Below are 12,810 nucleotides of genomic sequence, written 5' to 3' on the forward strand. Positions count from 1 at the left end.
CCAGCTGCGAAGACATCGGCCGAGGTTTGTGAGGCCATGTCTTTGCGACGAAGCGCATAGCGCTGCAGGAGCATAGGTTTTCAGCCGCGGGCGAGCACCAAGCCGCTTCGTCGCTTACGCTCCTGCAGGGTCTCGGCTGTCTCGCTTTCCCGCAGGCAAGACATTAGCCGAAGCCTGCGAGGCTAAGTCTTTGCGACGAGCTTGCGCAGGAGCAGTACGGTTTCCTCCGCTGGTTGGCTCCATATCTGGAGAGCAGGTACAGACATTCGAGAGCTTTCCGAATCAGCTCCTTATTCCAGAGAATCTCTAAAGGTAACAAAAGAGAGCTGAATGCAGCGGAAGGTGGGCGACTCCTGCGGAAATAACATGGGCTGAAGACCCTGGACTGAGCGGAGCGAAGGAAGCGGCTGAAGCCATGTCCGCGGAAAGCGTCCTGCCTGGAGCGAAATGGAAAAGGCTGCCGAGAGTTTCTTGACAGCCTTTTTGTTCTCTTCAATGCTTTTCAATCAAAAATATCCGCCGCTATGCGGTCTTTCACTTTTTTCAGCACTCTTTCCCGCCGCTTTTTCATACCTGCATGCGAGATTCCAGAAATAGAAGCTAGTTCCCTTAAGCTTTTCCCTTTTACAAATAAATCTTCAAGTAATATATATTCCGCTTCCGCCAGTAAAGCCGTATGGATCCATTCAGGCAATTCATCTGTCACACGATTATCGCTGATCCATTCAAACTGTTCATTTTCTGTCACAGTAAAGCGATCGGCAAAGCGGGTTTCCTTTTTGAGTTCGTCAAGCATTGCACCGTGAATACTGCGATATGCAAACGGAGTAAAATTTCCTTTTGTTTCATCAAACCGGAGACAAGCTTGCCAAAGTGCTATTTTACCAACTTGCCTATAAGTCTCATAATCACGGTAAATATGCAGTTTACGGATAATGGCAGAAATCATGGGTGAATATTGGACAATTGCTTCTTCAAAATTCTTCAATGGACTTTCCTTCTGAACGTTCTTATTATTCCCGGGTACACTCAGCTTAATAAAGGTTCATGAAAGAAACAAAGCAACAAATAAGCAATAGGATCTATTTTTCTTCCCTTTAAAGGAATAGATATATGCCCTATGTTATAAATAAAAAGTCAAAATACATACTTTTTTCTGAACACTGTATTGATTCCCTGCAATGTGAATGGTAAGATTCTCTAGAACACTGAAAGGGGAGCAAGTAGTTGGAGAAATACGAAGAGAACTTCATAGATCGATCAGCATTATTTTTAATGTCTTCATTTGAAACAGAGCGCAAGACAAAAGTGGTAACAAAGCATGGAGAGTATTATTCGCGCCTCCCCGCCCTGCAATTGCTTGATCAGGCCTGCATGCTTTATGCCTCAACCTATGACGGTCGAGTCAAAGCGACACGGTACAATCTTAAGCAGCATAAGAAAACACCCATTCTTATATCCAATGACGGTGTTGCTGCATTTCCGACAAAATCTCCAACTCATCCGGAATGCATTTGGATATTCAATCACGATTACCGCACTGAAAAGCTTGCTGCCGGCAAAACCAGAATCATTTACGAACAGCATAATGTTTCTGTTGAATTGGATGTGTCCATCCATACACTGGAAAAGCAGCGGACACGTATGTATGAAATGCTTTATTATTATATGAAAATCCAAGACAGGCACAATACATAAAGTTTGTATTCGGAATTCCATTAAAACAAAAAAGGCACCTCATTGTGAATTGGCCCGCACATCCAATTCAGAGAGAGGTGTCTTTCCTGTTATGCGGCATCATCCCGCAGCAATAAAAACGCTATTTCAATTTTCCATTTGAATAAATCGGGTTCCAATTCAGGATCCGTCAAATAAAATTCGAAGCGGCCATTCCAAATGACCTCATCTTCTTCCCATCGTTTGTCAATTTCCAGCTCTTCTCTTGCCGTCCACTCTTCCAATGCCTTCAGAGAATGCTCCAGCTGATCTGGATGTCCATGATGCACTGCTGTTGCATAGGAACCTCCCGGGATAAAACTGGCAATCACCCGATCGTCCCCGGATGCCATCCGTTCAATTGGAACACCGACTTCCAGACTATATTCCGTATCATCATTGCCGATGCACCAATACCGGTAAAACGGTTCGCCAGTAGGTTCGATGCCTTTTGCGTTCAGCCAGTCATAGATTTCAGGAAGCAACACAGTAGTCTTAGCCCAGTCTTTTAAAGTTGCCTGTATAGGAATCCCTACATAGGGCTGTTCCATGCGTAATTCGACCGTAGGTTCATTGATATATTTATAAGTCATCTGACCTCTTCCCTTCTCCTGCAGATAAAACTTCTTCTAACATATGTATTCAATGAAATCAGCTAAAATCCTGCATGGCAATAAGGCAAGTTGACATGGCGGTTGCAATGCAGAAACATAAGTCTTTGACCTGCCCAAATCGATATGTAAAGGATTGTTCCTTAGTACTTCTTAAACCACCCCGCCACAATAATGACATAGAAAACAGTGAGGGATAAATTGACAGTTTGCAGCTTTAAACTATATCCTTTAACTAATGACCAGGTGGTCACTTACAATGACCAGCCAGTTACAAGGAGGGATTTTTTGGACAAACGACAGGAACTTATGAATAAGGCGGTTCATTTTTTCTCATTAAAAGGTTTTCATCAAACTTCTGTACAGGAAATCGCCCACGCAGCCGGAATTTCAAAAGGGGCATTCTACAAGCATTTTGATTCCAAAGAAAACCTTTTTATGGACATCTTAATACGCTACCATGAGGAATTGTATGCTGACCTGGCCTCCCCTCATTTTTCTCTGGACTCGACCAGCAAAGAAATCTTCACCAAAAAACTGGTACTTGAAATTGAACGGACTGTTACCAACAAAGAATTCTTTTTAATGGCATTCAAGGATTTCCCCAAGGATAAAAATGAACAGTTGGAGAAATTGTTTCAGGAATTGCGGATTTCTCAGCTAACGGTACATAAAAACAATTTGCTGGAAGTCTACGGTGAAAAAGTTCAGCCGTTCATATACGACCTTGTAACAATACTCGAAGGAATCAAACGCGAATACTTCATTAACTTGATTTTTTTAAACAGGGAAGCAGATGCAGCAAAATTAGCCGGTTTTATTGTTTCAAGTCTGGATGCCATTGTCGGCCAACTTTCCCAGATGGAACCGGTCTTAACCGACATCCCATCACCGCTCAGCCCATTTGAAGAAAGTTTTCTGAAGGTCGAGGAAAAAATCAGGATGTCAGCACCGGATAAAGAAAAGCTTCTTTCTACTCTACAGCTCCTTAAAGAAGAAGCAGCAAAGAAGGAGCGCCAAGATTTCCTGATAGAAGCATTATGGCTGTATTTAACGCAAGAACCGAAAATTGAAAAAGAACTTCTTCAATTAAAGAAGTTTTTATAAAGGAGTGCCGGTATTGAAGAAAATCATTGATTTTTCCCTGAACAATAAGTTCGCTATTTGGATTCTAACTTTTATGGTAATCGCCGCAGGTTTGTATTCCGGCTTTACGATGAAACAAGAATCGATTCCAAGCATTACATTGCCGGCTTTAACGGTAGTGGCAACTTATCCTGGAGCTGCTTTGGATGAAATCGTCGAAGAATTGACCATCCCGATGGAGCAGCGAATCCAGAACATGAACGGTGTTGAACTGGTGACATCGTCTTCTATGGCAAACGCCGCAACAATCCAAGTCCAATATACATTTGAAACGGATATGGATGAAGCAGCGCGCCAAGTTGAAACAGCACTTTCTGAAATTTCATTGCCGGAAGGCGCCAACGAACCTGAAGTGTCACGCGTCAGCTTAGACGCATTCCCGATTCTGACACTCAGCATCAGCGATTCGGAACATTCATTGGAAGAACTGACCGCTACTGTAGAAGATACCGTGCTGCCTGAACTGGAAGGTGTGGAAGGTTTGTCCGATGCACAAATTTCCGGACAGCGCATCCAAAAAGTGACCATGACCTTCAATGAAGAAAAAATGGCCCAATACGGCATGACACAAGAAACAATCCAGCAATTGATCCAAGGCTCCAACCTTTCATTTCCCCTTGGATTGACCAATTTTGATGGCGAGCTGAAAAACCTTGTGATTGACGGCAATGTGACAACAGTGGAAGATCTGAAAGCATTGCAGATCCCCGCTGTGCCGCAGCAAACCGCTGGTGGAATGGCTCCAGGGCAACTGCCTCCCGGCTCTTCTGGCATGGATTCACCTCAGAACCCCGCAGCAACAGTGCCTGCTGTTACAGAAGTACCGACCATTGCACTCAGTGAATTGGCTGATATTGAAGTGGTCAGTGAAGCTGAATCGATTTCCCGGACAAATGGTGAGGAATCGATTGGGATTCAAATCGTTAAATCTCCTGATGCCAATACGGTGGAAGTGGTAAATGCGGTAAAAGACATTGCCTCTGATCTTGAGAAAGAGTATGGCTTAACTGTTGCAACGACATTTGACCAAGGAGAACCAATTGAGCAATCGGTTGAAACCATGCTCAGCAAAGCGCTTTATGGCATTTTATTCGCTGTGGTGATTATTTTGATCTTCTTGCGCAGCTTTAAAACAACAATCATTTCGATTATTTCTATCCCATTGTCCCTATTGATGGCGATTTTCTTGTTAAACCAAATGGATATCACGTTGAATATCATGACTCTCGGTGCCTTGACTGTCGCCATTGGACGAGTCATCGATGATTCGATTGTCGTGATTGAAAATATTTATCGCCGCATGGCACTGCCGGGCGAGCGACTTCGCGGCAAAGAATTGATCCGTGAAGCAACAAGGGAAATGTTCATCCCGATTTTCTCCTCAACTATTGTTACCATTGCGGTATTCCTGCCGCTCGCATTAGTCGATGGACAAATCGGTGAATTGTTCCTGCCATTCGCTCTTGCAGTAGTATTCGCGCTTTCCGCTTCCCTCTTGGTTGCGGTTACGATTGTGCCGATGCTTGCCCATTCAATGTACGGCAAACAGCTGCAGAACTTGGATTCTATTAAACCAAAGCAAAAAGCACACGGTCCCGGAAAAATGGCTGGTGGATACCGCCGCATCCTGGAATGGACATTGAACCATAAAATCATTACATTCGGAGGCGCTACTGTTGTCTTGATTGCCAGTTTATTCTTGATTCCGGTCATCGGCGTCAGTTTCCTTCCGGAAGAAGAACAAAAAATGGTCATGGCAACGTACAGCCCGGAACCTGGCCAGACACTTGAAAATGTCGAACAAATTGCACTCGATGCTGAAGAGATGATCAGCACACGTGATGGCGTAACCACTTATCAGTATTCTCTTGGCGGCAGCAACCCAATGGCTGCGATGGGCGGAGGCGGCAACAACTCTGCGCTGTTTTTCATTGAATACGATAATGACTTTGAAAATTTCAATGGCGAAAGCGATAAGCTCATTGAAGAATTGAACAGCGAGACGGGTACGGGGGAATGGGCAAGCCTGGACTTCTCCGCAACCGGTTCAAGCGGCATTGAAATGTTCGTTTACGGTGACAATATTGAAGACATTCAAACGGCCATCGATAAAATCCAGCCGTTGATGGAAGAAAATAAAGGCTTGGAGAAAGTTGAGTCAAGTTTGACCGAAGCTTATGACCAATACACCTTGGTTGCTGACCAGGAAAGCCTGGGACAATCCGGCTTGACGGCGGCGCAAATTGGCATGGCGCTGAGAGGCACAGGCGAATCGCCGGTATTGACCACAGTCAAGCATGACAATAAAGACATTAACGTTTATGTGGAAGTTCCGCGGGAAGAATATGCAGGAATTAACGACGTAACAGACGTCCAGATCCCAACGGCGCTCGGTACGACTGTTGCCATCGGAGATGTGATGGAAGTGGAAGAAGGCAAATCTCCGGATACCATCAGCCGGCGCGACGGCCAGATGTACGCTTCTTTATCAGCTGACGTATTGGGCAACGATGCAGCTGCCATTACTGCAGAACTGGACGAAAAAGTAAATGGAATGGAATTGCCGAGCGGCGTGTCGATCGACCACGGCGGCGTTACAGAACAAATCAACGAATCGTTTACTCAGCTCGGTTTAGCGATGCTTGCAGCGATTGCCATCGTCTACTTCGTATTAGTGGTCACATTCGGCGGCGCATTGGCACCATTTGCCATCCTGTTCTCATTGCCGTTCACAGTAATCGGCGTATTGGTGGCATTGTGGATTTCAGGAGAAGCTTTAAGCGTTAATGCTTTGATTGGCGTCTTGATGCTGATCGGTATTGTTGTCACCAATGCAATCGTCTTGGTGGACCGCGTTATCAATAAAGAAAAAGAAGGTTTCACCACACGGGAAGCCTTGCTTGAAGCAGGTTCTACCCGCCTCCGCCCGATCTTGATGACGGCACTTGCGACAATCGGCGCACTCATTCCGCTTGCAATCGGAGCAGAAGGCGGCGGCTTGATTTCAAAAGGCCTCGGCATCACCGTAATCGGTGGATTAACGAGTTCCACGTTATTGACATTGGTCATCGTGCCAATCGTTTATGAAGTGGTATCGAAATTCCGCAAGAAACAAGTGAATTAATGTTAGAACCGCTCCAGCCATTGCGGCTGAAGCGGTTTTTTGTTTGTATGAAGTTTCGGGTTTCGGAATACGACCAGTAGTTGCTGAAATACGACCAGTTACATCGAAAATACGACCAGTAGCCGAAGAAATACGACCAATAACCATGAAAATACGATTCTGGCGCTTATTTCATGCTTTTACGCAGGTCGATTTCCGGAATGATATAGCGAAGACTTTTATGAGTGCCGATTGTCTCAAAATTGCATCCTTGTAAAATGACCGCTGCATTACTCCTGGAAGTTAAGCCGCTGAAATGGCGGAATTCGCGGTTCGAGATGGTATTACCGATAAGCAGACGGTAATCCTGCAGCGCCAGCAAATGAGCGTCCGCACATTTTTTACCACAAGCAGTACAACGCCAAAATTTACGCATATAAACCATTCGAGAAAATGAACAATCTGGACATAAGACGCCGGTCATAATTTCATGAAGTAATGGATTTGGTTGATGAATTTGCATTGGGGGCTGCAAGGAAAGGAGAAATTCATACATCTGTTGAGTATTGTATTTAGGAGAAGTTCGATGCTGCTCAATAAGCTGATCAAGAACATAAGGAAAACCTGAAGATTGAATAACCCGGCGTTCTACATTTTTCACATTCAACACGCATGAAGAATTAGTGAATACCACTATTCCAATTACCGGGATTTTATTGCCGCTCAGCTTCACAATCTGCTTTTCGTGGCGATAAAGCTGGTCATCTGGATTTGCCATGCCTGTTACAACACCATTCAGTGTGCGGGAGAACTGCCGCTTGTCTCCATCCATCTCTATCAACCCACTGATGTTTTTGATTTCAATGAGGAGAATGAACGAAGAAAATATGTAGAGACTGTCGATTTGGTGGCCAGGAATTGTATAATCGGGAATCACTCTATAATCTTCTTCTGTTTCATAGTCTCTCCACATCCGGTCAAACCATAATTCACCGGCATATCCAGCAGCCCGCCGCCTGACATTCTCCTTCAACTCCAGAAAACCCGGCTGATTCGAAGAAGTACGGGCCAATAGAGCTTCGAAATAAATTAATTTACGCGGCCGTGGCCGCTCTGCTATAAGCAAAGACATCATCCTTTCATTGGAGTTGAAGTAAATATAGCCTTTCAAATTAAAGAAATCAAGACCATTCAAGTTGTGAGGCAAGTTTATTTTCCTCGCGAATTCTGAAATACGACCAGTTACATCGAAAATACGACCAGCTACTGCAAGTTTATGACCAGCAGCCGAGGAAATACAACCAGTAACCCAGAAAATACGATTCATTCACCTAAAAAGGGCCCTCGATGAAGAATCTCTTCACCGTGGGCCCCAATAATTCACTGCTTTCTTAAAAATTCCAGTACTTTCTCGTCAATCTTGCTTTCCTCCGTCCAGCGGTCATCAAAATTCTCGCGGAGTGCAAATGTCTTCAGCGCTACCTGGACTTCACCGTCATATACTGGATGATCGGCATTTTCAAGCAAGCCCAATTTGATAAGCTGGCTTTTTATTTCTTCAAAAACGCCGCCTTCAATTTCAACAAACTCCTCAGAAGGCATGCCATATAATTTATGCAACTCATACAATCGCTGCAGTTCTTCAATCGGTTCGGGATGGTCATCCACACGGAGATCCACCTTGACATCATTATAGCCGCCGTAGCCCGCCCCTTTTTGCAGAACATAAATAGCTGCCGATTGCTTGCCGCGGTTGTCACCTCCTGCTTGCTGCGCCGCTGCTAATGCTGCAAGCAAACGTTCCGCCAGCGGGCCTTTTGTCATCTCGAAAGTCTTGCTCATTGAAGTGACCGTTTCTTCGCTGACTAGAATATTGCCTTGCGCCGAATGATGCTTGCCGACTTTATGGCCTGCCCAGTCGTAGCATTCTTCCCCTGTAAACGCGCTCGCTTCCCCACTTGCATTAATGATGGCAACTTGGCGCAAGTCCTTTCCGGGATCATCCGCCACTAATTTTGCAATCACTTCCTCTGGCGACGCTCCTTGCTCAAGCAGTGCCAGTCCTTCAGGCCCATACGAAGTATTCGCCCATGATTGCGTCGCCACTGCCCCGACATCCGCTTTTGCCCAAGGCACAACAGAACCGACGGCTAAAAATTTTGACTGCACAGCAACCCCGACTTCACCGGTTTCAGGATCTGCTCCGATGATTGAAAATGTTGCAACTAAACTTTCTTTACTGACTAATCCCCTTGTCATGCAACTGCCCCCTTTATATCATGCTCATGTAAACGCCATTTCCCTGCCTGTCAATACATTAAACGCCTCAACGTTTACTCAAGCAGCAGAAACTAAATGACTGTTCTTCATCCATTATGTTCCCGCATAAAATTGAATTTATTTTTCAAAATCTTCAATTCGACAATGATATTTGTGCGTAGGATTCCCGGGACTTTGTTTAGTTTCTGTGCGATAAACTCACTTAACTCTTCATGGGAACTAACACAGACTTCCGACAAAATATGGTATTCACCGGTAATCAGCGAGACATATCTCACTTCGTCCATTTCAATGAGTGCATTCGCACAATGCTGCAATTGATCACGTTCAGCAGCAATATGGATAGCCGCTATGATATTCAAGCCGATTTTTATCGGATTGACTAAACCGACAATAGACAATGCACCGGTTTCACGCAGACTTGACACACGCAGCCGGATGGTTCTTTCCGCAACACCAATCCGTGCCGCAATTTCCTTAAATGTCATTCGCCCATCATCCTGCAGAAACGACAGGATTTTTAAATCCAGTTCATCGATGCCTTCCACGTGTTCTGCCATCCACTCATCTCCCATAATACAGATTCTATAATCATGAAAAAGATCACTGTATAAGAAATAGCCCAGATTTTTCTGGGCTATTTTCTTAATTTATCCCGTACTTACTCACCCAAATTCAATTTCGTATCCCGTTTTGTCAATTTCAAGAAAAGCAAATAGACAATGCCGATTGCCAGCCAGATAAATCCAAGCTGCTTCGATAAGGCGTCCAAATTCCACCAGACATATGCAATGATTAGAAAACCTACGAGCGGCAAAATTAAATGTTTAAAATAATTTTTGCTTTTCTTTTTACCAATAAAGTAAACGATGACAGAAACATGCAAGAAGAGAAAAGCGGTCAGCGCACCAAAATTGATGACTGATGCCAGTTCACCGATCCGATTTGCGAAAAATCCAGTTACTATCAATGAAATGATTGCCACAATAATCGTACTGATATAAGGGGTCTGGAATTTTGGATGCACTTTCGCAAGCACTTTTGGCAGTTTCCGGTCGCGCGCCATGCTATATAGAATCCGGGATATCGCTGCTTGTGCGACCAAGGCATCAGCGATTCCCCAAGCCACCGCTGTGGCAATGATGGTCAGCCATTTCAGCCAAGGGCCGCCTGCCACTTCAGCTATCTGATAAAAAGCGACGTCGGCATTTTCAAAAGTAGTGTAATCAGGCCAGATCAATGCAGCCACCCACGTCTGGATAATGAACAGCACACCAACCACTAGCAAGGACACGATAATGGCATTGCCGATCGCTTTTCTGCCGCCTTTCGATTCCTCCGCTAATGTAGCAATTGCATCAAATCCCAAAAAACTTAAAACAGCGATCGAAACCGCTCCCATAACAAGCCCTAAACTAAACTGATCTTCATCATAAAGCGGTTTGAACGTAAATTCGGCTCCATTGACTCCTTGAGCGATGGCAAATACACCGACGGCTACAAAAATTGCTAACACAATCAATTCCAGCACAATGATAATTTTATTTGCCCGTGCGGTGAATTCAATTCCAATTACGTTGATCACTGTATTGATGCTGATAAAAAAGATCAGCCAAACCAGCAGCGGAATTTCCGGGACAATATCATGGAGTGCCGCCGCGCTGACAAGATACAATAAAGCCGGAACAAAAATATAATCGAGTAGAATAAGCCAGCCTGCCAGAAATCCTGCCGCATCATTGATGCCCCGCTGCGCATAAGAATAGACCGATCCGGCAATCGGAAAAGCTGCTGACATGGTCGCATAACTCAGCGCTGTAAAAATCATGGCAACCATTCCGATCAGATAAGCCAAGGCCACCATGCCATTCGAACCTTGAGCGATAATCCCGTAAATGCCAAACGGCGCAATCGGGACCATGAAAACAAGACCGTAAATCATCAGATCCCAAAAAGTCAGTGCCCGCTTCAGTTCCTGTTTATAGCCCGTCTCGCTGTTGGGCTCGTTCTGGTTAACAGCCATCAAAATTCATCTCCTTTTCTATAAGTTTTCGGAATTTAATGAAATCTTACCCTTCTTCAGATTTTTTGTAAATCATTTTCCAAACTACATAATATTTTATTGTCATTATGATCAATTAAAACTATATATTTAGAACTTCACATGATATAATCGAATCAGATAAAACACTGAATATTCAAATATAAAACACATACATAGGTCATGTTCCTCATCTTTTTCTGCACTTTACATACCTAAATTTTTAAAGGTTATGAAAAAAGGGGTGAGTTATGTGGGAAGCAAGTTTTTCAAAGTCGCCGCCGTCATTTTATTGGTGTTATTTTCATTGTTTTCTTTTTCCCCGCAAACTGAAGCAGCCAATTCCAAATATGTCATGAAAGGCGCAACAACAAGCAAAGTGATTGCTTTGACGTTTGACGATGGATCCGATGGAACGAATATCAACAAAATCCTTCAAATCCTGTCCACCAACAAAGTTAAAGCTACCTTCTTCCTGACCGGTTCCGGAGCAAAAAATCATCCTCAGCCGATTAAAAACATCACAGCACAAGGCCACCAAATCGCAAACCATTCCTATTCGCACCCAGATTTCACTAAGCTTACCGCTGCCCAGATGAAAGCGGAGCTCGATAAGACGGAAGCCACTATAAAAGGCATTACCGGAAAATCGACCAAGCCCTTATTCCGTGCACCATTTGGAGCAAGCAATGCTAAGGTCCTAGCGGCCGTCGGCAATGCCGGCTATACGCATACCATTCAGTGGAATATTGACACATTGGACTGGAAAGGCGTTTCCTCAACTGCTATCACGAACAAAGTGGTAAACAACGTTGTGCCGGGAACTATCGTCTTAATGCATACAGGAGCTGGCGCATCCGGAACGCCTGGTGCGCTTCAAGGAATGATTACGAAACTGAAAGCAAAAGGCTATACCTTTGTGACCGTTTCCCAATTGCTCAAATTGCCTGCTTCTACACCGCCAGCCGGTGGAACAAAATACACCGTGAAAGCTGGAGATACGCTGTACAGCATCGCTAAAAAATACAATACGACCGTCGCTGCAATCGCTGCTGCCAATAAAATCCCTAGCCCGTATATCATCCGGGTTGGGCAAGTGCTGACGATTCCTGGAAAAGCCTCCCCTCCTCCTGCCGCAGTGATTAAATATACGGTGAAAGCCGGTGACACGCTTTACAGCATCGCAAGAAAATACAATACGACCGTCGCTAAAATTGCCGCTGCCAATAAAATCCCTAGTCCGTATATCATCCGGGTCGGACAAGTTCTTACAATCCCTAGATAATACAAAAAGCTGAGTGAAAGGCTATCCTTTCACTCAGCTTTTTAGTTTGCCCGGAAATACCCGTCTTATTTCTTTTTCCAGTTCTGCAAGCAGCGGAAATTCCGTTTTCCGTTCTGCAAGAGCTTCTGCAATGCCTTGGTAATACCAGGCTTGCTGCTGTTTCCCCCGGTTAAAACGGTCCCATACGCCTTCTCCCAAATCTTCTAAGTCCATACGGATAGATCTTAAATTATGCAATTTGTCGGCGGTAATGATCGCCAGTTCATTTCGTGAAAGCGAGGCGAGCTTTGAAATCGTATGGCGCTTCCGGTCTTCCCACGGCAATGTTTTATCAGGTTCTGATGCAGATTTAATGAGTTCCAACACAATCTCGCCAAACACCTCTTTTACTTCTTCCTCTGTTGCTGCTGTATCTTCCAAAGTATCGTGCAATATTCCTGCAGCGACCACTTCATCACTTTCTCCTGCTTTTTGTAGCATCATTCCCACTGCGAAAGGATGGCTGATATACGGAATATCCGTTCCTTTGCGCAGCTGGCCTGCATGTTTGACTGCTGCAAATTGAATCGCTTTTTCTATCAGATTTTCCAATGCCATTCACCTTCCTCTTTTCAGTATGCTATAGGCT

At 44.5% G+C, this 12,810-nt stretch carries 11 protein-coding genes; 4 read left to right on the top strand and 7 right to left on the bottom strand.

Annotated features, from left to right (window positions below; all coding sequences use genetic code 11):
* Positions 1-502 precede the first annotated feature (502 nt).
* Positions 503-988, bottom strand: a complete 486-nt coding sequence (locus tag ACSFXN_RS00265) for a sigma-70 family RNA polymerase sigma factor (protein ID WP_437148196.1) — start codon at positions 986-988, stop codon at positions 503-505.
* 239 nt (positions 989-1,227) lie between these two features.
* Between ACSFXN_RS00265 and ACSFXN_RS00270 the strand changes: the two genes are divergently transcribed.
* Positions 1,228-1,698, top strand: coding sequence for a competence protein ComK (locus ACSFXN_RS00270; RefSeq protein WP_437148197.1), 471 nt, complete (start codon positions 1,228-1,230; stop codon positions 1,696-1,698).
* 89 nt (positions 1,699-1,787) lie between these two features.
* On the opposite strand, the gene ACSFXN_RS00275 is transcribed toward ACSFXN_RS00270, so the two are convergent.
* Positions 1,788-2,309: a GyrI-like domain-containing protein gene (locus ACSFXN_RS00275; protein WP_437148198.1), complete on the bottom strand. Its 522-nt coding sequence runs from the start codon at positions 2,307-2,309 to the stop codon at positions 1,788-1,790.
* A 306-nt stretch (positions 2,310-2,615) separates the two neighbouring features.
* Here ACSFXN_RS00275 and ACSFXN_RS00280 point away from each other — a divergent pair, with 306 nt between their 5' ends.
* Together ACSFXN_RS00280 and ACSFXN_RS00285 are read left to right on the top strand one after the other, a co-directional pair.
* Positions 2,616-3,434: a TetR/AcrR family transcriptional regulator gene (locus tag ACSFXN_RS00280; RefSeq protein WP_437148199.1), complete on the top strand. Its 819-nt coding sequence runs from the start codon at positions 2,616-2,618 to the stop codon at positions 3,432-3,434.
* A 13-nt stretch (positions 3,435-3,447) separates the two neighbouring features.
* Positions 3,448-6,597, top strand: coding sequence for an efflux RND transporter permease subunit (locus tag ACSFXN_RS00285; RefSeq protein ID WP_437148200.1), 3,150 nt, complete (start codon positions 3,448-3,450; stop codon positions 6,595-6,597).
* 166 nt (positions 6,598-6,763) lie between these two features.
* Here the strand turns inward: ACSFXN_RS00285 and ACSFXN_RS00290 are convergent, their stop codons facing one another.
* The 4 genes from ACSFXN_RS00290 to ACSFXN_RS00305 all read right to left on the bottom strand — a co-directional run bounded on the left by ACSFXN_RS00290 (position 6,764) and on the right by ACSFXN_RS00305 (position 10,879).
* Positions 6,764-7,903 (bottom strand): nuclease-related domain-containing protein, encoded by a 1,140-nt coding sequence (locus ACSFXN_RS00290; RefSeq protein ID WP_437148201.1) that lies wholly within the window; start codon positions 7,901-7,903, stop codon positions 6,764-6,766.
* 53 nt (positions 7,904-7,956) lie between these two features.
* Positions 7,957-8,835, bottom strand: coding sequence for a DUF1028 domain-containing protein (locus ACSFXN_RS00295; protein ID WP_437148202.1), 879 nt, complete (start codon positions 8,833-8,835; stop codon positions 7,957-7,959).
* Positions 8,836-8,942: 107 nt separating this feature from the next.
* Entirely contained in the window at positions 8,943-9,416 is a 474-nt protein-coding gene (locus tag ACSFXN_RS00300) for an Lrp/AsnC family transcriptional regulator (protein ID WP_437148203.1), read from the bottom strand.
* A gap of 101 nt (positions 9,417-9,517) precedes the next feature.
* Complete coding sequence (locus tag ACSFXN_RS00305; protein WP_437148204.1) at positions 9,518-10,879, bottom strand: APC family permease; 1,362 nt, start codon at positions 10,877-10,879, stop codon at positions 9,518-9,520.
* A 271-nt stretch (positions 10,880-11,150) separates the two neighbouring features.
* Here ACSFXN_RS00305 and ACSFXN_RS00310 point away from each other — a divergent pair, with 271 nt between their 5' ends.
* Positions 11,151-12,182, top strand: a complete 1,032-nt coding sequence (locus ACSFXN_RS00310; protein ID WP_437148205.1) for a LysM peptidoglycan-binding domain-containing protein — start codon at positions 11,151-11,153, stop codon at positions 12,180-12,182.
* A 33-nt stretch (positions 12,183-12,215) separates the two neighbouring features.
* On the opposite strand, the gene ACSFXN_RS00315 is transcribed toward ACSFXN_RS00310, so the two are convergent.
* Positions 12,216-12,779 (bottom strand): HD domain-containing protein, encoded by a 564-nt coding sequence (locus ACSFXN_RS00315; RefSeq protein ID WP_437148206.1) that lies wholly within the window; start codon positions 12,777-12,779, stop codon positions 12,216-12,218.
* Between the last annotated feature and the right edge of the window lie 31 nt (positions 12,780-12,810).

Origin of the sequence: Planococcus sp. 1R117A (assembly GCF_051417975.1) — a bacterium.
GTDB lineage: Bacteria > Bacillota > Bacilli > Bacillales_A > Planococcaceae > Planococcus > Planococcus shenhongbingii.